Annotated in this window: 25 protein-coding genes and 2 pseudogenes; 24 read left to right on the top strand and 3 right to left on the bottom strand. The window is 60.9% G+C overall.

The window, feature by feature from the left end; genetic code table 11:
* Positions 1 to 6: 6 nt before the first annotated feature.
* Genes V6767_RS02120 through V6767_RS02105 form a run of 4 tightly spaced genes read left to right on the top strand, consistent with a single transcriptional unit; the run spans position 7 to position 3,386 of the window.
* Positions 7 to 402 carry a YciI family protein gene (locus V6767_RS02120; RefSeq protein ID WP_448471901.1) on the top strand — a complete coding sequence of 132 codons (396 nt, stop codon included), beginning with the start codon at positions 7 to 9 and terminating at the stop codon, positions 400 to 402.
* Positions 403 to 426: 24 nt separating this feature from the next.
* Positions 427 to 1,500 (top strand): C4-dicarboxylate TRAP transporter substrate-binding protein, encoded by a 1,074-nt coding sequence (locus V6767_RS02115; RefSeq protein ID WP_448471900.1) that lies wholly within the window; start codon positions 427 to 429, stop codon positions 1,498 to 1,500.
* A 12-nt stretch (positions 1,501 to 1,512) separates the two neighbouring features.
* Positions 1,513 to 2,076: a TRAP transporter small permease subunit gene (locus V6767_RS02110; RefSeq protein ID WP_448471899.1), complete on the top strand. Its 564-nt coding sequence runs from the start codon at positions 1,513 to 1,515 to the stop codon at positions 2,074 to 2,076.
* The gene (locus tag V6767_RS02105) at positions 2,073 to 3,386 is read left to right on the top strand and encodes a TRAP transporter large permease (protein WP_448471898.1); all 1,314 of its coding nucleotides are present in this window, start codon (positions 2,073 to 2,075) and stop codon (positions 3,384 to 3,386) included. Before V6767_RS02110 ends, V6767_RS02105 begins: the two co-directional genes overlap by 4 nt.
* Before the next feature lie 596 nt (positions 3,387 to 3,982).
* Here V6767_RS02105 and V6767_RS02100 read toward each other — a convergent pair.
* Positions 3,983 to 4,918 (bottom strand): LysR family transcriptional regulator, encoded by a 936-nt coding sequence (locus V6767_RS02100; RefSeq protein WP_448471897.1) that lies wholly within the window; start codon positions 4,916 to 4,918, stop codon positions 3,983 to 3,985.
* A gap of 146 nt (positions 4,919 to 5,064) precedes the next feature.
* Here V6767_RS02100 and V6767_RS02095 point away from each other — a divergent pair, with 146 nt between their 5' ends.
* The 5 genes from V6767_RS02095 to V6767_RS02075 all read left to right on the top strand — a co-directional run bounded on the left by V6767_RS02095 (position 5,065) and on the right by V6767_RS02075 (position 10,440).
* Positions 5,065 to 5,535, top strand: coding sequence for a TRAP transporter small permease (locus tag V6767_RS02095; RefSeq protein ID WP_448432634.1), 471 nt, complete (start codon positions 5,065 to 5,067; stop codon positions 5,533 to 5,535).
* Positions 5,532 to 6,833: a TRAP transporter large permease gene (locus V6767_RS02090; RefSeq protein ID WP_448471896.1), complete on the top strand. Its 1,302-nt coding sequence runs from the start codon at positions 5,532 to 5,534 to the stop codon at positions 6,831 to 6,833. The genes V6767_RS02095 and V6767_RS02090 overlap by 4 nt, the downstream gene beginning before the upstream one ends.
* Positions 6,834 to 6,865: 32 nt before the next feature.
* Positions 6,866 to 7,903: a TRAP transporter substrate-binding protein DctP gene (gene dctP, locus V6767_RS02085; RefSeq protein WP_448471895.1), complete on the top strand. Its 1,038-nt coding sequence runs from the start codon at positions 6,866 to 6,868 to the stop codon at positions 7,901 to 7,903.
* A 140-nt stretch (positions 7,904 to 8,043) separates the two neighbouring features.
* On the top strand, positions 8,044 to 9,675 hold the full coding sequence (locus V6767_RS02080) for an alkaline phosphatase family protein (RefSeq protein WP_448471894.1): 1,632 nt from the start codon (positions 8,044 to 8,046) through the stop codon (positions 9,673 to 9,675).
* 384 nt (positions 9,676 to 10,059) lie between these two features.
* Positions 10,060 to 10,440 carry an ester cyclase gene (locus V6767_RS02075; protein WP_448471893.1) on the top strand — a complete coding sequence of 127 codons (381 nt, stop codon included), beginning with the start codon at positions 10,060 to 10,062 and terminating at the stop codon, positions 10,438 to 10,440.
* 129 nt (positions 10,441 to 10,569) lie between these two features.
* Here V6767_RS02075 and V6767_RS02070 read toward each other — a convergent pair whose 3' ends face one another.
* On the bottom strand, positions 10,570 to 10,968 hold the full coding sequence (locus V6767_RS02070) for a VOC family protein (protein ID WP_448471892.1): 399 nt from the start codon (positions 10,966 to 10,968) through the stop codon (positions 10,570 to 10,572).
* 101 nt (positions 10,969 to 11,069) lie between these two features.
* On the opposite strand from V6767_RS02070, the gene V6767_RS02065 reads away from it, so the two are divergent.
* The 13 genes and pseudogenes from V6767_RS02065 (at position 11,070) to V6767_RS02005 (ending at position 21,599) form a co-directional block, all read left to right on the top strand.
* Positions 11,070 to 11,816 (top strand): helix-turn-helix transcriptional regulator, encoded by a 747-nt coding sequence (locus tag V6767_RS02065; protein WP_448471891.1) that lies wholly within the window; start codon positions 11,070 to 11,072, stop codon positions 11,814 to 11,816.
* Between the two features lie 573 nt (positions 11,817 to 12,389).
* The gene (locus V6767_RS02060; protein WP_448471890.1) at positions 12,390 to 12,680 is read left to right on the top strand and encodes a LamB/YcsF family protein; all 291 of its coding nucleotides are present in this window, start codon (positions 12,390 to 12,392) and stop codon (positions 12,678 to 12,680) included.
* Positions 12,681 to 13,460 carry a transketolase gene (locus tag V6767_RS02055; protein WP_448472117.1) on the top strand — a complete coding sequence of 260 codons (780 nt, stop codon included), beginning with the start codon at positions 12,681 to 12,683 and terminating at the stop codon, positions 13,458 to 13,460. It begins immediately after the preceding gene.
* 17 nt (positions 13,461 to 13,477) lie between these two features.
* Positions 13,478 to 13,807, top strand: a complete 330-nt coding sequence (locus V6767_RS02050) for an SRPBCC domain-containing protein (RefSeq protein ID WP_448472116.1) — start codon at positions 13,478 to 13,480, stop codon at positions 13,805 to 13,807.
* 284 nt (positions 13,808 to 14,091) lie between these two features.
* Positions 14,092 to 14,205 (top strand): annotated as a pseudogene (locus tag V6767_RS02045) (IS630 family transposase); the annotation flags it as partial.
* A 273-nt stretch (positions 14,206 to 14,478) separates the two neighbouring features.
* Entirely contained in the window at positions 14,479 to 15,168 is a 690-nt protein-coding gene (locus V6767_RS02040; RefSeq protein ID WP_448471889.1) for an XRE family transcriptional regulator, read from the top strand.
* A complete protein-coding gene (locus V6767_RS02035; RefSeq protein WP_448471888.1) occupies positions 15,168 to 15,776 on the top strand; it encodes an RES family NAD+ phosphorylase in 609 nt (202 codons plus the stop codon). Before V6767_RS02040 ends, V6767_RS02035 begins: the two co-directional genes overlap by 1 nt.
* A 245-nt stretch (positions 15,777 to 16,021) precedes the next feature.
* On the top strand, positions 16,022 to 16,951 hold the full coding sequence (locus V6767_RS02030; RefSeq protein ID WP_448471887.1) for a LysR substrate-binding domain-containing protein: 930 nt from the start codon (positions 16,022 to 16,024) through the stop codon (positions 16,949 to 16,951).
* Positions 16,952 to 17,173: 222 nt separating this feature from the next.
* Positions 17,174 to 18,178 (top strand): TRAP transporter substrate-binding protein, encoded by a 1,005-nt coding sequence (locus V6767_RS02025; protein WP_448471886.1) that lies wholly within the window; start codon positions 17,174 to 17,176, stop codon positions 18,176 to 18,178.
* 1 nt (position 18,179) lies between these two features.
* Complete coding sequence (locus V6767_RS02020; protein ID WP_448471885.1) at positions 18,180 to 18,662, top strand: TRAP transporter small permease; 483 nt, start codon at positions 18,180 to 18,182, stop codon at positions 18,660 to 18,662.
* The gene (locus tag V6767_RS02015) at positions 18,659 to 19,951 is read left to right on the top strand and encodes a TRAP transporter large permease (protein WP_448471884.1); all 1,293 of its coding nucleotides are present in this window, start codon (positions 18,659 to 18,661) and stop codon (positions 19,949 to 19,951) included. The genes V6767_RS02020 and V6767_RS02015 overlap by 4 nt, the downstream gene beginning before the upstream one ends.
* Positions 19,952 to 19,974: 23 nt before the next feature.
* Complete coding sequence (locus tag V6767_RS02010) at positions 19,975 to 21,120, top strand: aminotransferase class V-fold PLP-dependent enzyme (RefSeq protein ID WP_448471883.1); 1,146 nt, start codon at positions 19,975 to 19,977, stop codon at positions 21,118 to 21,120.
* Positions 21,117 to 21,599: a hypothetical protein gene (locus V6767_RS02005; RefSeq protein ID WP_448471882.1), complete on the top strand. Its 483-nt coding sequence runs from the start codon at positions 21,117 to 21,119 to the stop codon at positions 21,597 to 21,599. Before V6767_RS02010 ends, V6767_RS02005 begins: the two co-directional genes overlap by 4 nt.
* Before the next feature lie 293 nt (positions 21,600 to 21,892).
* On the opposite strand, the pseudogene V6767_RS02000 reads toward V6767_RS02005, so the two are convergent.
* Positions 21,893 to 22,303 (bottom strand): annotated as a pseudogene (locus V6767_RS02000) (transposase); the annotation flags it as partial.
* 220 nt (positions 22,304 to 22,523) lie between these two features.
* Between V6767_RS02000 and V6767_RS01995 the strand changes: the two are divergent.
* Both V6767_RS01995 and V6767_RS01990 read left to right on the top strand, forming a co-directional pair.
* Positions 22,524 to 23,117 (top strand): cupin domain-containing protein, encoded by a 594-nt coding sequence (locus V6767_RS01995; RefSeq protein ID WP_448471881.1) that lies wholly within the window; start codon positions 22,524 to 22,526, stop codon positions 23,115 to 23,117.
* Positions 23,118 to 23,218: 101 nt separating this feature from the next.
* Entirely contained in the window at positions 23,219 to 23,683 is a 465-nt protein-coding gene (locus tag V6767_RS01990; RefSeq protein ID WP_448472115.1) for a YbhB/YbcL family Raf kinase inhibitor-like protein, read from the top strand.
* The last annotated feature ends 43 nt before the right edge of the window (positions 23,684 to 23,726 follow it).

The following is a 23,726-nucleotide window of genomic DNA, read 5'->3' as shown; positions in this document are numbered from 1 at the left end:
ACCGGCATGCAAGAGACAGAGACCGTTCCGGCAGCAGCCGTGATGGAGGCCAGCAAGGCCATGCTGCAGAAAAAGCTGTTCGCCATCTTCACCGAAGCGACGAACGGCATGGGGCCGGTGTTTGAGAACATGGAGGCCCATCTCGCCTATCAGGTCGGGCTGGAACGGGATGGCGTGCTCTATGCCGCAGGCCCGCTCTTTTCCGATGACGGCGAGCGCTGGGCAGGCGAGGGCATGGTGGTCATCCGCGCCGAAAGTGCGGAAGCCGCGACCGAAATCGCCCGCAATGATCCCATGCACAAGGCGGGTGCCAGACGGTTCAGGGTGCGTCCCTGGATGATCAATGAAGGGCGGGTTTCAATCCGGCTCGATTATTCGACACAGACATTCGTGATGGACTGAACGCATCTTTCGGGAGGAGCAAAAATGCGTAATTTTCTCAGACTGACAACTGCCGTCATGCTGGCGATACCTTCGGCGGCCTTGGCGCAAGAAAACATCAACCTGACGGTGGCCTCCAGCCACCCGACGGTGATCCCGTGGGTCGGCATGATCCAGACCCATTTCATGGCAAAAGCCGATGAGATTCTCGCCGAGACCGGCGACTACAAGATCAACTGGAACGAGGCTTTCGGCGGCCAGCTCTACAAGGCCAATGCCACGCTTTCATCCGTCGAAGAAGGCATTACCGATATCGGTTGGGTATTCTCGCTGCTGGAGCCGGCCAAGCTGCCGCTCAGCCAGGCAACGAGCTATGCGCCGTTCTCCACCGCCAATCCGCAGCTTCAGCTCGAGGTGATGGAAGACCTGATGGAGAACAACGAGGCCTTCCGCGAGGAATGGGAACAGTACAATCTCAAGGTTCTCGGCCTGACCGGCACCGATATGTACGACATCTATACCAAGGAGCCGATCGAGGGCATCGCCGATATCGAGGGCATGAAGATCTCAGCCCCTGGTGTGCTCGGCACTTGGCTGCGCGGCACCGGCGCCAATGCCGTGGACGGCGCGCTCACCACCTTCTACACCGACATCCAGACCGGCGTTTCCGACGGCGTGCTGACGCTCGCGCTCGGAGCCAAGCCAGCGAAGCTCTATGAGGTCGCGCCCTATCTCAACCGCTTCGATGCGGCCGTGTCCTTCTCGGGCGCGATCGCGATCAACCGCGATGTCTGGGACACGCTGCCGGAAGAAGTTCAGGATGCGATGATCGAGGCCGGCAAATATTATACCGCGGCCCACGGCAAGCAGTTGCTGGAAGGCCATGAGGCAGCCCTGACCGATATGGTCGCGTTGGGCGCGGACCAGAACCCGCCGGTAACGCTTGTCGAGATGCCCGAGGCAGAGCGCGAAGCCTGGGTTGCGATGCTGCCGGATCTTGCCGGTGAATGGGCGGACAACCTGGAAGCGCAGGGACTTCCCGCCCGCGAGTTCCTGAGCGCCTATATGGACGGCCTGCGCGAGCGTGGTGAAACGCCCATGCGCGACTGGGACCAGTAGGCGCGCACGCATATGTCGTCCGCAACTGAAAACGCCCGCCAGCCCGGCGGGCGCTCCCCGAACGCCCTTGCCCGGGCGTGGCAGGTCCTCGTCGATGGTCTTGCCGCGCTCGGCACGGTGCTCATTCTTGTGCTGATGCTGGTCATCTCCGCCGATATCTTCATGCGCAACCTGCTGGGCTCCTCGCTGCCGCTGGTCTCCGAGCTTGGCGCGCTTCTTCTGGTGATGATCGTGTCGCTTCAGCTTGCCACCACCATCCGCGCCGACAGGCTCGCCCGGACCGAGATTTTCTTTCCCGGCTTCAGGCTGAAACGGCCGGTGGCCGGCAGCATACTGTCGGCGCTCTTCAACCTGACGGGCGCGGCGATGATCGGCCTCATAGCATGGTCCAGCTTTCTGATCCTTCAGAAGGATTGGACATCGGGGGAGTATATCGGCGTTTCCGGCATTGCGACGCTGCCGGTCTGGCCGTTCCGCGCCTTCATCGTTTTCGGGGTCGCCGTTGCCGCATGCGAGTTTCTGTTTCGGGCGGTCGGCGACATTGCCGCCTCTTTTAAAGCCGGGGAGCGACCATGAGTCCGCTTGAAATCGGAGGTCTGGCGGTCGCCGCCCTGCTGGTGCTGATCTATCTCGGCATGCCCATCGGCGTCAGCATGCTGTTCGTTTCCTTTGTCGGCGTTTCTGCCATTCGCGGCGAGGTTGTCTCCATGCGCATGCTCGGCGCTGTCGCGAACAATTCGCTCAGGGAATATCTCTACGCCATCGTGCCGCTCTTCGTGCTGATGGGGCTTCTGGTAACGGTCTCGAAGGTCGGCAAGGATACGTTCGACGTGTTCCAGCGGCTGATGGGACGAATCACCGCGGGGCTCGGCATCGCGACCGTGTTCGCCAACGCGGTCTTCGCCGCCATTACCGGCGTTTCGATTGCGTCTGCCACCGTCTTCAGCCGGGTCGCCGTGCCGGAAATGACGCGCCATGGCTATACCGCCAAATTCGCCACCGGGGTCGTCGCCGGCTCGTCCGTTCTCGGCATGCTGATCCCGCCGTCATTGCTGATGATCGTCTATGCGGTACTCGCCGAGGAATCGGTTGGCCGGATGTTTCTCGCGGGCGTCGGACCTGGCGTCCTGCTAGCCATCGCCTTCTCGATCACCATATTTCTGCTGGCGTGGCTGAAGCCGGATTTTGTCTTCACGGCGGAAAAGCCGGTGCTGGAGGAAGAGGAAATCGGCTGGCTGGCGCTTGTTCGCAAGGCCGTGCCGATCGTCTTCCTGATGGTTCTGGTGCTCGGCGGACTGTATGGCGGTTTCCTCAACCCGACTGAGGCAGGCGCTGCCGGTGCGCTTGGCGCATTGCTGATCGCGCTCTTGCGCCGCTCGCTGACGCCGCGCTCGTTCTGGCGGCTTCTTGTCGAGACCGGGCAGATTACCGTCTCGGTTCTGTTCCTGATCCTGGCCGCGACCTTTTTCAGCCGCATGCTGGCGCTTTCCGGCGTGCCGCGGTATCTCGCCGAAACCCTGCTCTCCGGTCCGATCGGTCCCTATGGTTTCCTGCTTATCTATCTGCTGCTGATCATCGCGCTTGGCTGCCTTATCGATTCCATCTCGATCATGCTGATCCTGCTGCCGATTGCGCTTCCGGTCGCAGAGGCCGCCGGGTTCGATCTGATCTGGTTCGGGGTGCTGACGGTGGTGGCCGTGGAGGTCGGGCTGCTGACGCCGCCCTTCGGCCTGTCGGTCTACATCATCAAGACCGCCGTCGAGGACCGATCGCTGAAGGTCTCGGATATCTTCAGGGGCACCATGCCCTTCGTCGGCGCCATGCTGGTATCACTCGCCCTGATCGTCGCATTTCCGTCGATTGCGACATGGTTTGCACGGCTTTAGAGCCTCAGGTGGGATAACCGGTTGTCCGCACGAGATCGGCGGCGCAAAAGTCGGCCACGATCCAGAATGTCTGAACGCGAACTGGTCCACGACCCTTGCCGAGGCGCGAGAAAAGTTGGAGGATTGGCGTAGCCACTATACCGGCATCATCCTCCTTCCGCGATCGGATAAAACGTACCGATCGCGTTGCGTAATCCCGGTGGCGCCGCCAGCCCTCCGACGTGATGCGAGCAGGGAAAACTAACAGTCGGCGTTCCAAGGGATGGGCGCACTGCAGAAAACCCACGGCCCTCCCGAAAAACAGCGCCTTGAATCAATCTTGGACAGCAATTTCGACAAGCGACTTGAACTCGGTATCACCGTCCACATCCCCACCGCCCGCTCGCGGACTTCAAGACGCCGGCATCAGGCGGCGATGTCTTGATAAAACCGCAACGACGTCTGGAGACCAGAGCGCGTCCAGGAAAAGTGGATACCGGTTTTCCGTCCGGACGCGCGTAATAAAAAGATAGAGGATTTCCGGTGATCCGGTTTTTTCACCGGAAATCCTCAAGCAACCGAACAGACAGGCTCTGCCGGAGCGCGGCAAGCGCCGCTCAGAACCGGCTCGCGGCGGCGGCCGCGTCCCGTGCCAGTTCCTCGAATGCGTTTTCGACAAGGGTTCTGAAGGCTTTCAGGAGCGGCGTCGATTCGATTGCGTTGTGCGTTATGAGGCCGAAGGGAACGATCGGCATTTCCGCCGGTATCGACACGATCTTCAGCCGTTGCGATCGAAGGTGCGGGAGCACGGTCACGATCGGCAGCACGGCAAGCGAGTCGATCGACAGCAGCATGTTGAACAGCGCATTGCCGGATTTGACGGAGGAAACGCTTTCGCGGCGCGTCACGCCCATTCGGGTGAAGGCGTTGAGGGCGTAGCTCTGCAGAATGCTCTCGCCGGCGTGGTCGAGCCAGAGCGCCTCATCGAAAAACTGGCGCAGGCTGATATCCGTGGGCAGGCGATACTCCTGCCGGGCGACGATCGCATGGGTGACATCCATGAGGTGGCTCTGGGGCATGCCGTCCGAGGTGCCGGTCGTTGCCATCGGAACCAGAGCGATATCCAGTTTCCGCTCGAACACGCGATCACGCAGCTCGGGCGCGTAGCCCGTCTCCAGTTCGAAGCTGACAAGCGGGTTCTCATCATGGAAACGCAGCACGAGTTGGGCAAGCACGTCCTCGCAGAAGAACGGCGGCGCCCCGACGCGCAGGCGCCCGAGCCGCCCCTGCTTGATCATCTGCGCCTTCTGCGAGGCGTCCTCCACGATCGTCCGCAGCTGCCGGCCGCTGGCGGCCAGCTGCCTGCCGGTCTCGGTCGGCTCGAGCGGCCGGCCTCGCCGCAACAACAGGGCCTGTCCAAGGCGCGCTTCAAGCGCGGCAACCGTCTTGCTGACCGCCGGCTGGGCAATTCCCAGGACCCGCCCCGCGCGCGAAAATGACCCCTGTTCCACGAGTGTCGCAAAAAGAATGAGGTGGCGGGGGTCGAGCTTCACGCGCGCTCCTTGCTGTTTTTAGTATTCCATAAGGGAATAAAAACTTGCGATTATACAATTTGCAAGAATTTTTAGACTCCTGCAGTCTGAACACGGACATTCGTGGGGGAGGAGACCTGGCGGATGTTCCGGGAGGATATCGCCAGATGAAAGCAGACGTTTCCAGGACGCGCTGGGACCTCAGATTGTTGCGGGGTATAACCGCGCTCTTTCTGTTCGCCATGATGGCGGTCACCTTTGCCGATGTGGTCGGCCGCTACCTTTTTTCGGCGCCGATCTACGGCGCGGCCGAAATCATCCAAGTCATGCTGGCCATCACCATTTTCAGCGCCATGGGGCTTGTTTCCCATCAGGACCAGCATATCGCGGTTGACGTCTTCGACCAGCCGCTGTCGCGAATGTTCGGCCGCTCGCGCGACATCGTCATCGGCGCCGTCTCGACCATCGGCCTCCTCCTGATAAGCGTCGAGCTGGCGCGCAACGGGGTCGATGCGATCCGCATGGGACGCGTGACGGTCGTTCTCGAATTCTCAAGCGCCTGGATGTCTCTGCCCGGTGCGGTGCTCTGCGCCGTCGCCGCCGGACTGCAAATAACCACGTCGGTGCGCAAGAAATGACGACAGCGCTCATCGGTTTCGCGATTGTACTGCTTCTCTGTTTCTTCGGTGTCCGCGTCGGCTTCGCGACCCTTTTCGTGGGCGTTGCCGGCTTTGCCCTGCAGCGCGGGCTCGGGGCCGCGCTGACCATGACCGGCAGCCAGATCATCGAGACGGCGACGAACTACAACCTCTCCATCATCCCGCTGTTCGTCCTCATGGGCGCCTTTATCTACCGCGCCGACATATCCACGGACCTGTACGAAGCCGCCCACGCCAGGCTCGGCCACCTTCGCGGCGGTCTGGCGCAATCAACAGTGCTTGCCTGCGCCGCCTTCTCTGCCGTCTGCGGCTCCTCGCTGGCGACGGCCGCCACCATGACGCGGGTGGCGCTGCCGTCGATGCGCGCCTACCGCTACTCGGATCGTCTTGCCACCGGCACGATCGCGGCGGGAGGAACTCTGGGCATCATGATCCCGCCCTCGGTTCCGCTGGTGATCTACGGCATCATCGCGGAACAGGACATCGGCACCTTGTTCATTGCCGGCATCCTGCCGGGACTGCTTCTCGTCACCGCCTTCCTGCTCACGGTCGCGATTTGGACGACGCTGAACCCGCAAGCCGGCCCCGCAAGAACGGGCGCACCGGCCGCGCGCAAACGCGGCGCGGGCGGTTCGGTGATCGCCGTGCTGCTTCTCTTCGTCTTCGTGCTCGGCGGCATTTACGCCAGCATATTCACGCCGACCGAGGCCGCGGGCATCGGCGCGACCGGCGCGGCGGCAATCGCCTTCGCGCGCGGAAGCCTGCGCTCCCTGTCCGTCTGGGTGGAGATCCTGGTCGAGGCGGCTGTGACGACGGCGGCATTGTTCATGATCATTTTCGGCACGCTGGTTTTCGCGCAGTTCATCAATCTGTCCGGCATGCCCTTCGACCTGATGTTCCTTGTGGAGGATATGGGGCTCAGCCCCCTCGGTCTGGTGGCCAGCATCGCGCTGATCGCCCTGCTGCTCGGGATGTTCTTCGAATCGCTCGGCATCCTTCTCCTGATCGTGCCGGTCTTCCTGCCCGCGCTGATCGCCGCCGATGTCGATCTGATCTGGTTCGGCATCGTCGTGGTCATGGTCACCGAGCTCGGCCTCATCACGCCGCCCATCGGAATGAATGTCTTCGTGGTGCGAAGCGTGATGTCGGACGTCCGGCTTGCAAGCATCTTCGTCGGGGTGATGCCGTTCGTGGCGGCGCTCATCGCGGTGCTTGTTCTCATTTTGGTGTTTCCGGCCATCGCAACCATGCTGCCGGACTTCGCCAATACGCCATAACCTGAACAATAAATCGAAACGGGAGGAACAACATGAACACGACGAGCAGACTGGCATGCGCCCTCGCGGGCGCCATGGCCCTCACCGGGGCCGTTACCCAAACGGCGAGCGCACAGACGCGGATCTTGCTGAACTGCTTCTTTCCGCCCCAGCACTTCATCTGTCAGGACGTTCTTGGCGGCTGGGCGAAGGATGTCACGGAGGCGACCGATTCCCGCGTCCGCGTCGCCATCCTGCCGCAGACTATGGCGCCGCCGCCCGAGCAGCTGATATCGGCGCGCGCCGGCGTCTTCGACGCCGCGATCCAGATGAACGGCTTCATCGAGAACGAAGTCACCGGAACGCAGGTTTCGCAGCTTCCGTTCACCGGCGTTTCCGACGGGCGGGCCAATTCGCTGGCGCTGTGGAACACCTACGAGAAATACCTGTCTTCCAACGACGAATATGACGGTGTCGAGCTCCTCGGTCTGTTCGTGGCGCCGGGCGCCGATTTCTATTCCCTGACGGATGAGCCTATTCGCTCGCTCGAAGACATGAAGTCGATGAAGATGTGGGCGACGCCGGGCGCGACGGCGGAAATCCTGAAGCAGGCAGGCTCGGCCGTGGTCGCCGGCCCGGCGGTTCAGATGACCGAACTCATCCAGCGCGGCGTGGTCGACGGTTTCGTCGGCATTCCGGCGTCCGATGCCGTGGCGTTCAACGTGATGCCCTCGGCGAAATCGGCGACCGTTACCCGCCTGAAGATCAACACGCCCACCTTCTCGTTCTTCATCAATGACGACACCTGGGCAAAGATCGACCCGGCCGATCAGGAGAAGATCCGCGCGCTGTCGGGCGCCGCCTTCGCCGAGCGCGCCGGCAGCATCTGGACCGGAATCGAGGAAAAGGCGCTGGCCGAGCGGGAAGAAAAGATCGAGGTGATCGAGGCGCCGGAGGCGTTCGAAGCGGAGCTGACGGCGGCGGGACAGACCTGGTCCGATAAATGGATCGAATCGGCCAATGCCAAGGGGATCGACGGTGCGGCGGCTCTCGACTTCTACAAGTCCGAAGTGGTTCGCCTGTCAAAATGACAAACCGCGGAGAGCGGTGTTCCTCAGATTAATGCCAGGTGAAGCGGACAAAGGTTCACCGTCCGGTACTGCATAAAACATAGAAAGTGAGCGGTTCCGCGTTCCGCGAAAGGCGGAACCGCTCTGGAAGCGAGTCCATCATGACAAAACCCCGAAACGTCCTCTGGATCATGGCAGACCAGCTTCGCTGGGACTACCTCTCCTGTTACGGACACCCGCACCTGAAGACGCCGAACCTCGATCGGCTTGCCGCGCGGGGCGTCCGGTTCAACAAGGCCTATGTGCAGTCACCGTTCTGCGGGCCGTCGCGCATGTCGAGCTATACCGGACGCTACTGCCGTTCGCATGGCTCGACATGGAACGGCTTTCCGCTGCGCGTGGGCGAACCGACCCTGGGCGATCATCTGCGCGAGATCGGCGTGCGCCCGGCAATCGTCGGCAAGACCCACATGGTCGCCGACGAACAGGGCATGGAGTGGCTCGGCATAGACCCGCAATCCACGATCGGCATCCATATTTCCGAATGCGGCTTCGAACCGTTCGAACGCGACGACGGCATGCACCCTTACGGTCCCTACGACCCGGATGTTGCCTATCAGGATGCGTTGCGCGAAGCGGGCATCGACAGCGACAACCCCTGGGAAGAGCACGCCAACGCGGCGCTTGGAGAGGATGGCGAGCGGCTTTCGGGCTGGCTGCTGAAATACTCCAACCTGCCGGCGGACATTCCGGAAGAGCTTTCGGAAACGCCCTATATGACCCGGCGCGCGATGGATTTCATGGCGCAGGCCGGAGACCAACCTTGGCTCTGCCACCTGTCCTTCATCAAGCCGCACTGGCCCTATATCGTGCCCGCGCCCTACCATGACATGTATGGCAAGGAGCACGTCGTCCCGCCGATTCGGTCCGACGCCGAGAAGGAGACGGACCATCCGGTGTTTCGGGCCTATCTCGAATCGCGCATCTGCAGGACATTCGCGCGCGACGAGGTGCGCGAGCGGGTGATCCCGGCCTATATGGGGCTGATCAAGCAGATCGACGACCAGATGGGCATTCTGTTTTCCTGGATGGAAGAACGCGGCCTGATGGACAATACGATGATCGTGTTCACCTCCGACCATGGCGATTATCTCGGCGATCACTGGATGGGCGAGAAGGACCTGTTTCACGACCAGTCCGTGCGCGTGCCTCTCATCGTCTATGATCCGCGCCGTGAGGCCGACGCCACGCGCGGCACGGTCTGCGAGGAGCTTGTGGAATCGATCGATCTCGCGCCCACTTTCCTCCGGTTCTTCGGCGGCAAGGACAAGCCGCACATCATGGAGGGGCGGCCGCTCGATCCGCTGCTCCACAAGACGGGACCGACGCAGACATGGCGCCGCTACGCGATCTCGGAGTATGACTATGCGACCCGCGAGGCGCGAAAGATCATCGGCAACCCGCAGGAAGATGCGCGGCTGATCATGATACGCGATCAGCGCTGGAAGTACGTGCATGCCGAAGGCTTCCGGCCGATGCTGTTCGACCTTGAGGCGGACCCGCTGGAGCTGAACGATCTGGGCGGAAGCCAACAGGAAGAGCACGTCTTGCAGCGGGCGACCATGTCGCAGGCCCTGTTCGCCTGGTCACGGCAGCACCATAACCGCATCACCCTGTCTCCCGATCGCATTGAGGCGATGACGGGCAGGGAGCCGCCCGGCATCCTCATCGGCTTCTGGGATGAGCAGGAGTTCGAGGCCGAATTCGGAAAACCGTTCGCGGACCGCCCCTAGGTGTGAACCCTCCAGGGCTGAAATGGAAGCGGCTCTGTTTGCCCAACCGGTCGTCCCAAGTGCGGCAGCGCCCACGGCAGGTCGCTTATCCGAATGCGCGCTGCTCGCTCGATGCCCCACAGACGGCCCCAGTTCGACGGCGGCTTCGTGGCCGCTTACCGTAGGACATCTTTGGCGCGCTGGCGGCGCTGCTTGTGTGCTCCTCAACTGCTCAAAGTGGCAGCTTTTGCGCGTCAACACCGAACCTTGCGTCTGCAGCAAAACGCGAGGAGATTACTCTTACCGTGGCGAACCTTTCGACGCATGGTGCGAGCGAATAGCAAAGTGAACCCCTCACGTCTTGGTCCATACGACGGAAGGGATTGAACGAATGGTATCTTCAACATGACGCTGCAAGAATTCTATCACGCCTACATAGGTTGCCTGAATCGACAAGATTGGGATGAACTGGGGCGGTACGTTTCCGAGGATGTCAAACACAATGGTCGGTCGTTTGGGCTGTCAGGCTACCGCTCGATGCTGGTCAAAGACTTCGAGGACATACCAGACCTGCATTTTGTCATAGATCGTCTGGCATGCGACCCACCCCTTATTGCGGCGAGGTTGATGTTTGATTGCTCACCAAAGGGCGATTTCCTTGGCTTGAAGATCAATGGCCGGCGCATTTCCTTCGCAGAAAACGTGTTCTACGAGGTGAAGGGCGGCAAGATAGCCGTTGTGTTCTCCGCGATCGATAAAACCGCGATCGAACGTCAGATCGCTTGAGCCGCCTTTTGCGACAATGACCGGTTGGGTCCGGACGCCGATGCGACTAAACAGTCGCGATGGCGACCGTTTTCCGGGTCTTGATCGCCGAAACCCGACAGCCTATGCCCGGTCCCATTCCGTTTCCTCTCATCGCCCGGCAAACCGCGCCTTCGCGGCATCCGTCACGGGCGTGTAGAGCGCTACGCGGGTGCCGTCGGGATCGGCCATCTGCATGGAGCGGTTGCCCCACGGCATGTCCTTGGGCTCATGAATGATTTCAACGAGGTCTTTCAGACGTTCGAACTCGGCGTCCACATCGGCGACCATGAATTCGAGAATGGCTGTGCGGTTGGCACTCGGCTCCGTGCTGCCTTCCTTGAACAGGGCGACGGTCGCCGCGCTGCCGATTGCGAGGGTTGCCCCGGGGGTGACAATCTCGGCGAAGACCGGGGCGAGCCAGTCGCCCTGATAGCCCGTTACCAATTCGTAGAAGGCGACCATTGCGGCGATGTCGGAGGCAATGAGGCGGGTGGATGCGAATTTCATGATCTGTTCCTTTTGAAACGATTGTCTTGAAGGCGTTGTTGCTGCCCTTGATTTCTGACATAGCCATGCTGACACCCTTGTGGCAGCAGGAGTCACCAGGCATGCGAAAAGCGGAACGACTTTTTCAGATCATCCAGATTCTTCGGCGCTCGACGCGACCCGTCACCGCCTCCGCCATTGCTGAAGAGCTCGAAGTCTCCAAACGCACCGTCTATCGTGATGTCGCGCATCTGATTGGGCAGCGCGTGCCGATCGATGGCGAAGCCGGCCTCGGCTACGTTCTCGACGCCGGCTATGACATGCCGCCGCTTATGCTGACACCCGACGAGATCGAGGCCGTGATGCTCGGGCTTCAGATGGTCAAAAAACTCGGCGACGCAGCGCTGGACACTGCGGCTGACGATGTGTTGGCAAAGATCACATCAGTGGTGCCCGAGACGTTTCTTCCCTATATCGCCCAGCCTGCCGTCGGCATCAGGGCGGACGTTGATGAATTTGCAGGCTCTCAAGACACGCGGCCGCTCAGGGCTGCGATCCGGGACGGGCATAAGCTGAAGATCGAATATCGTTCGGCCGATGGGGTGACCACCACCCGGATCGTCTGGCCCGTCCTTCTCGGCTATGCCGATCGGCACAGCCTTCTGATCGCCTGGTGCGAGCGCCGGCAGGCCTTCCGGCATTTTCGAACGGAGCGTATGGCGCGCGTGGAGGTGCTTGACGAGGCCATCGGTGTGTCGCGCAGCAAACTGAGGGCGCAGTGGTTAACGTGGCGCGAGGAGGAGCGGAGAAAAGTTGCGCTGAAGACCGAATACCTGCAATCACCCGAGAAATCGCAGTCTGACAGTTGATCGCAAGACAATCTGCGGCCGATGCTTCTGCGCAGCGAAGGAAGCGTCCAACCCCAATGGATCGACTAGGAATTGCGCATGGAAAACCCCGTCTCTGGTCCCCGTGACCGCATTCTCGACACGGCTGACAAAGTCGCCAATGATCGAAGTTGCCTCCCTGGTGCCGGGACCGAGGCGCTCGCTGGTACCCGTATTCAGTTCCGCGCCATTCATCGCACAGCGGATCCTCGCGGCTGGCCAGGCGTACTTCGAAGTTGGCCCGGTCACGACCTATTGTCGCGTCGATGCCAGGGGGCGTTTGATTTTCGGGGAAGGAGTGGATGCGCGTTGCGGAGGGCCCCGGCGCACTTTCCGTGAAGTCTGACGACATCCAGTTTGTACTCCATTCGCATCTTCATCTCGGACATTCCGGCGCCTGCGGCAACTTTCCCCAGGCCCGTCGCCTTGTGTAGCGCCGCGAGATGGACTGGGCGCTTGCCGCCGACTGGTCCATGCAGGTCGGTTCTATCAAGAGCGTCCTCACCAAGGACGGCATCACCTGTGATGATGGAAGACGAAGACCAGTACGACTGAATGGATCACGTTAGAGCCGACCGCGCCTATGACGATGCGGGCCGGCTTGTGGCCCGCAATGTCGATGGCGCCGTCATCGCGGACCCCAAGGCAATTGCGCGACGCGTGACCCAGGCAATCGTTGAAGGCACGATCGACACGATCAGCGGCAACACCATCCACACAAAGGTGCATTCCATCCTGGTCCATAGCGATACGCCCAAGGCTGTCGATCTCGGACGCTCGATCCGAGCTGCTGTCGAGGCGGCGGGCTTAACGGTATCAGGCCTGAGCCAACATCCAGGGCTCTGACTGACGCGTCTGATCGATATCGCCAAGACCGGGCACTACAGCTCCGTCTTCTCGGCGGCCGAAGCCTTCGCGGCGCTCTACTACGATGTCATGAACATTCGCCGGGGCGAGCCGGACTGGGCCGGGCGCGACCGGTTCACGATCGGCAAGGGCCATGCAGCCGTCGGCATGTTCCCGATCTTCGCCGATCTCGGTTTCTTCCCTGCCGAATGGCTCGACAGCTACACCCGTCTCGGCAGTCCGCTCGGCGATCATCCGGACATGCGCAAGGTTCCGGGCGTGGACTTCTCCTCTGGCTCCATCGGCCACGCGCTTTCAAATGGTCTCGGCATCGCGCTTGCACAGCGCTGGACCGGTGAGAACTACAAGGTGTTCTGCATGATGGGCGATGGCGAAATGCAGGAAGGCCAGGTCTGGGAAGCAGCGCTTTGCGCTGCCCAGTACAAGGTGAAGGACCTGATCGCGATTGTGGACCGCAATGGCTATCAGCTCGACGGTAAGGTCGATGACGTGATGAACATCGAGCCGCTGGACGAGAAGTGGCGCTCCTTCGGCTGGGAAGTCCACACTGTCGACGGTCACGACATTGCCGCCCTGACGGAACTCCTGCGCCGCGTCCGCGCCGATGAAACGCGCGAGGGTCCGGTCTGCATCATCTCCCGCACGCTGAAGGGCAAGGGCGTCTCCTACATGGAGACCGAAGCAGGCTGGCATCTGGGATGGCTCGACAAGCCGGACGCCGACGCTGCCATAGAAGAAATCAATTCGAAGGTGATCTGAGATGAGTGCGCTGAAGTCTGGACGTTCGACTCGGCGGAGCGTTCGTCACTGAAATGAGCGAGAATGACGGGCCGTTCGTGCCGCACCTCTCGGCCTGCTTTCTCGATGTGCTGGCCGGGAGACGCATCATCTACACAAACGCGCCGACCGGAGGCTGGCGACCTGCCGCAAACGGCTTTGTGCCGGCGATCATCACCCTTTCCGATCATCCAGACGGCACGCATTACCGCGCGCAAGCGCTGCATAAAAGTCGTGCCGATCGTGAGAAACATGAAGAACTCGGGTTTCACGATGGCTGGGGCACCGTGGTGGCGCAACTGGCAGAACTCGCCGAGACCAAGTCATAGTGGCAAGAGAGACTGGAGCGCCTTCGGTCAAGGTGGAAGCGTCCTGCGCCAGAACCATAGCCGAAGGTGCAGTGGTTGGGATACTTGCTCGGCATGATCTGTTGCACACCCGTTTGTATCGACATAACGAGGAGAACGATCGCACGGCCAGACCGATCTGGCCCATTTGGCGGTAGAATGAAACTCGGTTGCGATGATGAAATCAATGACAATCACAGGGCGTCTGATCCGCGCTATCGGGCCCGCGATGGCGCCCATTTCCCTTCGGGAATCCGATCGAATAGGCGTTCGCCAAAATCAAACACTGGATGCGGATGAGTCAAAAGCGAACAGTCGAGAATACACGGCGCGCCAACGGCAGCCTCGTCACCACCATCAAGCCGCAAGAATGCGCCAACAGTCTGGCTGGGCAGCCATGTTTCGTCCTCGCCATTCTCAAGACTGTCATTCGGCGGGGCACCGCCACCCCATACGCTTTAAATATTTCGAGGGCTCATCGTGCCGATCGGCGTCGAACCTCAATACCGATTTACAGGGATGCCAGCAGGGGAACCGTGTCAGGGCAAATGCAGTCGTGCTACAGGTCAATCGCCTCACGAGGCTTTACGAGATTTGCGAACTTGACGAAATAACGAAAATAGCCCATATTGCGGTGAAGGAGTACCGAGATCATGTCTACCGCTAAAGCTCTTGAGAAGAGCGGTCGAAAGCCCAGCCACGGCGGGTCACCTAACATTGCGTTTTCTACAAAGCTCGCTGGAATTGCGGCGTTCAAGAAAGCGCTTATCGAGCAATACGGCGATGCAGTCCGTCGCAGCAAGAAGGTTGGGCACCGGGTCAGCTTTCGGGTCGATGTCGATCCAGAAGCTGGAGCGCAAACTATCACAGTTGTCGAGGATCAGCCAAGCGCGGCCGCGGATGGGTTTCCCGTCGAACAACTCGAGGAGCCGGACGTGGACCTCAAGGCAGCTTTGAGGGAAGCCAGAGCTCGCGGGAAAAAGCGTGTCTCCGAAATCGTTGCCGCAGACGATATGCTCACCGCAGAGGCGTTTGCGGATCTGTTGGGTGTCTCCAGAGTGACGGTCAACTCACGGCGTCAAAACGGCCAGCTTCTAGGCATCGATGGGGCCAAGAGGGGCTTCCGCTTCCCTGCCTGGCAACTTGATGATGAGGGCCGTCCGTTCGAAGCGCTGCCCGAACTCCACCAAATCCTCGGTGGCAGTGCCTGGGCCGTCTATAGGTTTCTGGTAACACCGCAAGGCGGTCTCAACGGGCTAACCGGACTCGATGCGTTGCGGAGTGAGAAGCCTGATGAGGTTATCGAAGCTGCCAAGGGTATTGCCCACGCTGATTTCAGGTAATGCCAGCAACTGCGCCGCCCGCCGGCTTCGAGAACGCAAAGCTCGATATTGAAACTGTTCCTGCCGGAAAGCGGTTCGGGCGCATCTATCTGAATGCCTATCCGGATCCGCTCGGATTCGGAAAAAGCCCGAGCCGGTTCAGCGACCCGAGACGCCGGATCGCTGCAAACCGGTTCGGCGTCCTCTATCTCGGTGGAACCTTGAAGGTTTGCTTTCTGGAAGCTCTTCTTCGCGATCGCCGCGATGGACAAGTCGGCGACCTCCCGATTGAGGAAATTGAGATTCTCGCCCGCCGTTTTGCAGATATCGAGACGACAGAAGAGCTTCATCTCGTCGACCTGCGTGACGATCATGCCGTACGTATGGGCGTGCCCTCCGACGTCGCGAAAGCCTCGCGGCAGAGCGTTGCTCGCGCTTGGTCGCTGGCGTTCTATGAGCACAAACGTTCGCCGGATGGGATTATCTATCCCTCACGGCTCAATGGGCATGTCAACTTGGCGGTCTTCGATCGGGCGGTTTCCAAACTGGCAGCAAAACGTGTGGTTCCCCTAATGGGCGCACCGGGGCTGGCATCTGTTTTGCGGGAATTTCTGGTGGCACTGGTCTGAGAAGATCGGCTATTCTCGAATTGCCCACAATTCAGATTCAAGCCTTCCGACGCCGCTTGTTGGTGGCCCCGATCATCGACTGTGGCCGAGATACGTCCAGCACGATAACCGAAAGCTTCTCTTTCAAGTGAGGCGGAAGGTCATCTACAAGCATCGCCTCAAGCGGCTCGGCGCTGTCGGCGCCATCGCATTTCTTAGGCGCGTTGAACTCAACGCCGAACCAAAAGACGAGATAGAGACAGCGCATGGCGATGAAGCTGAATCCATTAAGAATTTTTCTTTCTATCGTTGATACCGGCAGCCAGCATGCGGCGGCCCGGTCGCTGGGTCTCACTCAACCGGCCGTGACCAAGGCGCTGCAACGGCTCGAGGCCGAGCTTGACGTTCGGCTGTTCGACCGTTCCGTGCATGGCGCATCGCTGACGGAATACGGACAGACGCTGCTGTCCCATGCCCGTCTGATCGATTCCGAGCTGAAAACCTGCGTCGACACGCTGGAGCAGATAAAGGGCGCGCGCAAGGGCTCGGTTTCAGTCGCCCTTTCCCATCTGCCCGGAACGCTGCTGCTGCCCGATGCGCTCAAGCGCTTTCGGCGGACCTGGTCCGATGTGAACCTGCGGATCGCGGCGAGCGCCTATCCTTTTTTGCTGCCGCAGATCCGGGAAGGCGCGCTCGACTTCGCGATCGCGCCCGCTCCCCTGCAGGACTGGCCCGAGGATCTGCTGCGCGAGCCGTTGATGTCCACAAGACTGTCACCGATTGTCCGGCGTTCGCATGAAAAGGCGACCGCCACGCGTTTGACGGATCTCGCCGGGGCTGAATGGGTTCTGCCGACCCAGGAAAGCGCCACCGCTCAGGCGCTTCATGCCGCCGCCAGTCGCCTCGGCATGGATCGCCCCTTATGCCAGGTGACATGCGAAACCTTCACCGCCATGATCATGACGGTCGCGGCGAGCGACCTCGTCGGCCTTATCCCCATAGAGATGGTCGCAAGCATAGCAACGTTTGCGGGCGTCGTCGAAGTTCCCATCGAGGATCAGCTCGAGGCCGCCGAACTCTGCCTCATACGCCGCCGCGCGCATGTGCTGACGCCGGCCGCGGCGGCTTTCGCGACAGCCTTTCGGGCAGCGGCGACGCGCCTCTCCGACGCGTCGGATTTCACCCATGATAACTGATGGTTATCATGATGATTATTTCTCGTCTTATTCCGCCGGCGAAATCCACTAGTGTCGTCGCTATCCGCTTTGGCACAGAGGCATGGCACTACAACCCGTCGCGCTCCCGGCGTGAACGCCATGCGGACGGCGGTGCACAAGGAAATCTTTGTCGGCGCCTGACGACAAGATGAAGGAACGGCTACCGGCAAGGCCGGAGTTAAGTTTTACCAGGGGAACTCGATGAAAACGCTTATCCGATCCATGCTCATGGCCGGTTGCCTGTTGGCAACCTCCGCGGTACCGACCCTATCGCAGGAGATAAAGGTCGGGCTTTCTCTACCGAAAGACCTGCCCGGCTTCGATTTCGTCAACGGCATGTACGAAACCTTCAAGACCGAAGTCGAGGCGAATTCCGACCTGACGGTAGATCTGGTCTATGGCGGCGCTCTGGGCGCGCCCAATGACCGCCTCGGCCAGATGCGACGCGGCATCATCCAGATGACCGATGCCGCCGACGGCAATTTCGCAACGATCTACAGCGACATCCAGATCTTCAACATGCCCTACCTCTTCGAAACGGAGGAGGCGGCCTGGGCCGTGCTGGATGGCCCCTTCGGCCAGGCCATGGCGGAGGATATCCGGGAGAAGACCGGCATCCGGGTTCTGGGGTGGTGGGAATCGGGCGGATTCAAGCATTTCAGCGCAAACACGCCCATCACCGCGCCCGCGGACATGGAAGGGCTGAAGATGCGCGTTCTGGGCCCGCTGGCGACGATCCCGGTGGAAGCGCTCGGCGCGTCGGCCGCCCCCGTGGCGTTCAGCGAACTCTACACGTCTCTCAAGACCGGCGTTGTGGACGGCCAGGACAACTCGGTTGCCGTCTTCAATCTCGTGAAGCTCTACGAGGTCCAATCGGATCTGGCGCTGACTGGTCATACATACGCATTCGGGCCGCTTGGCATCAATGATGCGTTCTTCTCCGATCTGGACGAGGCCGACCAGAAAGCGATCACTGACGCCGCGGCAAAGGCCATTGCGTTCAACCGGGCCAAATCGCGCGACATCGAAGCTGATGCGATTGCTTTCGCCGAGGAGCAGAGTGTCAATGTGATCGAGATCGACGCGACAGGAAAGGCCGCGTTCCGCGACATCATGCAACCAGTCGCCATCGAGTGGTTCGAGGAAAATGTCGACAACCCCGAATTGATCGAACAGGCAATCGCCGCCGCCAGGGACGCCGAATAAAATGGAAATCGCAGCGCGGGTCGTCGATCTCGTCGACAGATTGTTGCGCGCCGTCGCCGCGCTGTGCCTTTTCGCTCTGACCTGCCTTGTCGTCTTTCAGGTTGTCAGCCGATATGGTTGGGGACGCGTACCTCTGTTTGCGGAAGAGAGCGCACGTTACGCCATGATATGGATGGCGATGCTGGCCGCTGCGGTCGGCGTCCGCGACGGCTCCCATATCCGCATCGAATTCGTTCCGGATGGGCTGGGCGTCATTTCGAAGGCGGCGCGAAGGGTTCTGGAAGCCGTTCTCGACGTCATCAGTCTAACCATCTTTCTGGTTCTCATGTGGTACGGCTACGATTCGATGCTCTTTGCCGCCGGCCAGGCCAGCGACGGCATGCGTATACCGCTCTCCTATCCCTATAGCGTGGTGCCCATCGCCTTCTTTATTGCCGCGGTGTTCGCCGTCCTGCGGATCGTGGCCGGAGTGCGGTCGGCATGACTTTCTCCCTTGGTATACTAATCGTGAGCTTTCTCTTGCTGCTCCTGATCGGGCTGCCCGTTGCCTGGGCGATGATTGCCGCCGAACTGGCATGGGTTGCGGCGACCGGCAACTGGCGATACCTGCCGATAACCTCGGAACGGGTGTATCAGGGCATGGACACATTCGTGCTGATGGCCGTGCCCCTGTTCATTCTCGCCGGCGAGCTTGTAAACGAAGGAAAGATCACCGACCGGCTGATAGATTTCGCCAACGCCGTATTCGGCTGGATGCGCGGCGGCCTTGCGCAGGTGAATATCGGCGCTTCCATCCTGTTTGCCGGCATCACGGGCGTCGCGCTCGGCGATATCGCCTCGCTTGGCCGCGTCTTTATTCCCGCGATGGTTCGGCAGGGCTATTCGCCCGCCTATGCCGCCGCCGTAACGGCCTCGTCGTCGATCATCGGGCCTATGGTGCCGCCATCGCTGATCGCCGTCATCTACGGTTCGATGACCGACGTGTCCATTGGCGCGCTGATGGCAGCAACCCTTCTACCCGGCCTGCTGATCGGCGCCACCCAGATGCTTTTTGTCGCCGTGCAGGCGCGGATATACGATTTCCCGCGCGTCGAGGTCGACCGATCGCCGCGAGGCCTGGCGCGAGTTTCGGGCCATGCAGTCATTCCGCTGATGATCCCGGTGATAATTCTTGCCGGCATGCTCGGCGGCATCATGACGCCGACGGAGGCCGGCGGGGTTGCCTGCGCCTATGCCCTCTTCGTTTCGCTCGTGCTCTACCGCTCTGTCAGGTTTGCGGCGCTTGCGGACGTCTTCAAGCGCTCGGCGCTGTTTTCCGGCCAGCTGCTGATCATCGTCGGCTGCGGCGCCGCCTTCTCCTGGGTGATGGGCATCGAGAACGTGCCGCGACTGGTTGGCGAGGTGGTCGCAGGCTGGGGCTTCGGCTATCTGGGCACCATGCTGACGTTCAACGTCATTCTGCTGGCGCTCGGCATGTGCATTGATCCGACAACGGTCATCATCCTGTTCGGACCGTTGCTTTCGGCGGCCGCGATGCACGCGGGCATCGATCCCCTGCATTTCGGCACGGTTGCTATATTGAACCTCAATATCGGCCTTCTCACACCGCCGCTCGGCGTCTGCCTGTTCGCCGCCGAAAGGCTGGCAGGCTGTGGCCTGGGCGCCCTGCTGCGCTCGACCATGCCCTTCCTCCTGGTCTCGCTACTCACCCTCGTACTGGTTGCAGCATTTCCGCAACTCAGCCTCTGGCTCCCTCATCAGCTGGGCTTTTGAGCCGCAGCGCAAAAGGCAGTTCCATGAACAACACGATGAACGACGGCTCCGGCTATTTCCTTTATCATTCGATCGGCATGTATCCCGGCAAGGCGGAAGCCATGGCTGCGGCCTTTGCCGATTTCTCCCAAAGCTGGGGGTCGCTCGACGACGGCCAGTGGATGCGGGCCTTGTCCAGACGCCAGGAATTCATCGACCTCTGGTCCGCGCAGATCGGAGCGCCCGCGGGAACGCTGACCTCGGCCGAAAACGTGACGACCGCGCTATACAGTCTCATCGGGGCGCTGCCCGAAAAATATCTCGATGGACGAAGCCTGCTGGTTGCGGGCGACTGCTTTCCGAGCCTGCATTTTCTTCTTGCAGGTCTGGCGCCGCGGTTCGGGTTCACGTTGAAAACCGTCCCGCTGCGTCCTGGCGAAAGCTGGGTGCGCGACGAAGACATGATTGCAGCCTGGGACGAGAATGTCGGGCTTGCGCTGCTGACATTCGTCACGTCGACGGCGTCGCATCGCTGCGACCTCGAAGCACTGGCGTCACACGGTCGCCGGATGGGAAGTCTGGTCGGCGTCGACATCACGCAAGGTGTCGGCCTGCTGCCGTACCGCGTGGATGCGCCCGCGGTGGACTTCACCCTTTCGACCAGTCTGAAATGGCTTGGCGGCACGCCCGGGGCGGGCATCATCCATGTCGCCGAACCGCTGCTTTCTTCCTGCCGTCCGGAACTGCGCGGCTGGTTCAGCCAGGAAAACATCTTCTCCTGGGACCTGGATTCCTTCGCCTATGCCGGAGATGCCCGTCGCTTCGATCACGGGACGCCTTCGGTGCTTGCGTGTGCAGGATCGGTTCCTGCCCTGAAGTGGATTGCCGGGCAGGAACCGGGAAGTCTGCTCAAGCACAATCGCGCGCTTTCACAGGCAATCATTGACGCTGCGCCCGCGCTCGGGATGGAACTGGTCAGTCCGCGTGAGGAAGGGCGACGTGGCGGCAGCATCATGCTGCGCCTGCCCGATGGCGTCGATGCGACAGACGCCGTCGACAGGCTGCGCGATCGGGGCGTCTTTACCGATTGCCGCGGCCGGACCATGCGTCTGTCGCCCGGCGTTGTCACGACCGAGGCCGGCATCGAGCGACTTCTTGCCGGATTGGCCAAGCTTGCGAGGCGGGCATGACCGGCCCTTCAGACCCGTATGCCCACAGCGTGACCGCGGTCATCGAGGTTCCGGCTGCGTTTGCCTTTTCGTTCATGGCGGATCCGATCGCGCTTGGCCGATGGTCGCTCGGCTGCATGAACACACGACCGACAGGGGATCGGGAAATTCATGCCGGAACCTCTCTTTTTGACGGATCGGAAAGTCATTTCGCGATCGACGCGGATCTTGCCCGTCTGATCGTGGACTATCACGTCGGCGAGCCGGGGCAGCTTTTGCCGCGCATTTCGGCGCGCGTCATCAAACCCGAAATATGCGGCTTGCCGGAGAGCTATTGCGCCTTGACGCTGAGCGCATGGCGCGCGCGTGACATGGACGCCGCACGCTGGCATCGCCTGTGCGCAACCCACGAAACGGAAATCCTCCTGATCAAGGCGCAGTGCGAAGCGGCTTATCTTCGCGGCAAGAGCAAGGAAGACAGCAAGGCTGCGTCATTGTAGCCGTGACCATCAAACATCCGGGACAAGGTTGTCGGTCGTTCGATGCCGTTTCGGCATCCGTTTCAAACGAATCCCGATGATCCGGAATACCCTCCACGACGCCACACAATCAGGTTCCGCAGCGTCGAGGGCAGGAACAACTTATTTTTCCACGCGATAAGAACGAAGACGTTCTTCCGCGGCGGCGGAGCAGGATCTGTTCAAAAATCCTGCGCTAAGGTGGGAATGAACGATCGTGCCCCATGACGTGGTGTAGCTTAGACGACCACGGCTCGTCCCGGAGGGGATGAGTGTCAGCTTGCTGCTGGCAGGCTGATGGGCTGATCATCGCTCATCGTGGCGATGGTTTCCAGTGTCATGTAGCGGGACCTCTGGACGGCCCATTCGTCGTTTTGCTCGAGCAGCAATGCGCCGACAAGGCGGACGATGGCGTCGTCGTTGGGGAAGATGCCAACGACTTCAGTGCGTCGCTTGATCTCGCCGTTGAGACGCTCGATCGGGTTTGTCGAATGAAGCTTGGCCCAGTGCTGCCTTGGAAAGGTCATGTAGGCGAGCACGTCCTGTTCGGCGCTGTCCATGAAGGTTGCAAGTTTGGGTACCTTCGGCCTGATCTGGTCGGCGACACTGCGCCACTGGGCGCTTGCGGCCTCCGGCGTTTCCTGTGCAAACGCGGTGGCAATGAAGGCAGAGACGACGCGGCGCTGATGATCACGATCGGCCACGCGGCCGCAACACCGCTGTGTCGCCATAGAAACCCGCCGAGAAGCCGGCCATCGTCCGTTTCCAAGCGCAGAGGCAAGGCCTGGCCTGCCACCTCCCGGACGCTGGTGATGTCTGTCTCATGTCCGGGGTTGATCACGCTCGCGCCCCTCGATTGTTGCTTTCAGATATCCGTTTTTGCTTCGCCAGAATGGAGATTGTCGAATGAGCATCCCTCCATATGGCGTGAGAAGCACTCATTTGTTTTCATCTTCGATTGCAGGTTCTTTTGCTGAAAAGCTTGAAATCAGCCAAGGAAAGTCGATGCATCCAATCGTTCACCTTCGAGAACTACCGCTTCAGACACAATCGCATGGTGGAGCTTATGAAGCGCGCACGGCTGCCGTCGCAGCGCCGTCTGGCGCGAAGCGGCTTGGCGCTCGCTACGTTGAAATACCCCCGGGCAAGAAGGCTTGGCCCTTTCATTGCCACCATGCAAATGACGAGCTCTTTGTCATTCTGGCGGGGACAGGTGTGCTGCGATATGGCGAGGAAGAACATGGGGTGAGCGCCGGTGATGTCGTCGTTTGTCCCGCTGGCGGCGTTGAAACAGCGCATCAATTGCGGGCGGGAGGCCCCGAACCGCTTTGCTATCTGGCGATCAGCACGATGAATGAGCCCGACGTCCTGGAATATCCCGATAGCGGCAAGGTGGCGGTTTTTGCTGGCTCCGCCCCGGGTGGGGAGAAAGCCGCCCGACGCCTGGAAATGACCGTGAGGAAAAATGCCGCGATCGGCTATTGGGAGGGGGAAGAATGAAGCTGCGACCAAACAAGGGACATGCACTTGCCGTAAACCTTGCGTACCGGGCGCTGACGCTTCTCGCCGTCGCTGCCCTGCTGCCCACATCAGCGCTTGCGATGGAGCTGACCAGTCCATCCTTTGATGACGGCGGCAGGATTCCTGACCGTCATGCATTGCGCGGACTGGGTTGTCTTGGCCAGAACGTTTCGCCAGCCCTCGACTGGAGGGACGCGCCGGAGGCGACGAAGAGCTTTGCCGTGACCATGTTCGATCCCGACGCGCCGACCGGGAGCGGCTGGTGGCACTGGGTGCTGGTCAACATTCCCGCCGATGCGACCGGTCTGGCCGAAGGGGCGCGGCCGGGAACGGCGATCGCCACGCGGACGGATTTCGGCATGGCCGGATACGGCGGCCCCTGTCCGCCGGTCGGCGCGGAACCGCATCGCTACGTCATCACCGTCTACGCGCTCGACGTCGACAGCCTGCCGCTGGACAGCCTGTCTTCGGGCGCGATGGCAGGCTTCATGATCAATAGCCATTTGCTCGATAAGGCAAGTATCACGGGGTATTTCGGGCGCTGAGACAAGGCCTGGACGTCGCGAGGAAGGCGGCTCCGCCGCGCTC

This window comes from Martelella sp. FLE1502 (assembly GCF_053484255.1).
The sequence above is the reverse complement of the archived record's forward strand: the minus strand, read 5'-3'. Positions and strand labels throughout refer to the sequence as shown.

Coding starts and splice junctions, on each gene's coding strand:
- V6767_RS02120 (WP_448471901.1), top strand. CDS start 7: ATGCAAGAGACAGAGACCGTTCCGGCAGCAGCCGTGATGGAGGCCAGC.
- V6767_RS02115 (WP_448471900.1), top strand. CDS start 427: ATGCGTAATTTTCTCAGACTGACAACTGCCGTCATGCTGGCGATACCT.
- V6767_RS02110 (WP_448471899.1), top strand. CDS start 1,513: ATGTCGTCCGCAACTGAAAACGCCCGCCAGCCCGGCGGGCGCTCCCCG.
- V6767_RS02105 (WP_448471898.1), top strand. CDS start 2,073: ATGAGTCCGCTTGAAATCGGAGGTCTGGCGGTCGCCGCCCTGCTGGTG.
- V6767_RS02095 (WP_448432634.1), top strand. CDS start 5,065: ATGAAAGCAGACGTTTCCAGGACGCGCTGGGACCTCAGATTGTTGCGG.
- V6767_RS02090 (WP_448471896.1), top strand. CDS start 5,532: ATGACGACAGCGCTCATCGGTTTCGCGATTGTACTGCTTCTCTGTTTC.
- dctP (WP_448471895.1), top strand. CDS start 6,866: ATGAACACGACGAGCAGACTGGCATGCGCCCTCGCGGGCGCCATGGCC.
- V6767_RS02080 (WP_448471894.1), top strand. CDS start 8,044: ATGACAAAACCCCGAAACGTCCTCTGGATCATGGCAGACCAGCTTCGC.
- V6767_RS02075 (WP_448471893.1), top strand. CDS start 10,060: ATGACGCTGCAAGAATTCTATCACGCCTACATAGGTTGCCTGAATCGA.
- V6767_RS02070 (WP_448471892.1), bottom strand. CDS start 10,968: ATGAAATTCGCATCCACCCGCCTCATTGCCTCCGACATCGCCGCAATG.
- V6767_RS02065 (WP_448471891.1), top strand. CDS start 11,070: ATGCGAAAAGCGGAACGACTTTTTCAGATCATCCAGATTCTTCGGCGC.
- V6767_RS02060 (WP_448471890.1), top strand. CDS start 12,390: ATGGATCACGTTAGAGCCGACCGCGCCTATGACGATGCGGGCCGGCTT.
- V6767_RS02040 (WP_448471889.1), top strand. CDS start 14,479: ATGTCTACCGCTAAAGCTCTTGAGAAGAGCGGTCGAAAGCCCAGCCAC.
- V6767_RS02035 (WP_448471888.1), top strand. CDS start 15,168: ATGCCAGCAACTGCGCCGCCCGCCGGCTTCGAGAACGCAAAGCTCGAT.
- V6767_RS02030 (WP_448471887.1), top strand. CDS start 16,022: ATGGCGATGAAGCTGAATCCATTAAGAATTTTTCTTTCTATCGTTGAT.
- V6767_RS02025 (WP_448471886.1), top strand. CDS start 17,174: ATGAAAACGCTTATCCGATCCATGCTCATGGCCGGTTGCCTGTTGGCA.
- V6767_RS02020 (WP_448471885.1), top strand. CDS start 18,180: ATGGAAATCGCAGCGCGGGTCGTCGATCTCGTCGACAGATTGTTGCGC.
- V6767_RS02015 (WP_448471884.1), top strand. CDS start 18,659: ATGACTTTCTCCCTTGGTATACTAATCGTGAGCTTTCTCTTGCTGCTC.
- V6767_RS02010 (WP_448471883.1), top strand. CDS start 19,975: ATGAACAACACGATGAACGACGGCTCCGGCTATTTCCTTTATCATTCG.
- V6767_RS02005 (WP_448471882.1), top strand. CDS start 21,117: ATGACCGGCCCTTCAGACCCGTATGCCCACAGCGTGACCGCGGTCATC.
- V6767_RS01995 (WP_448471881.1), top strand. CDS start 22,524: ATGAGCATCCCTCCATATGGCGTGAGAAGCACTCATTTGTTTTCATCT.
- V6767_RS01990 (WP_448472115.1), top strand. CDS start 23,219: ATGGAGCTGACCAGTCCATCCTTTGATGACGGCGGCAGGATTCCTGAC.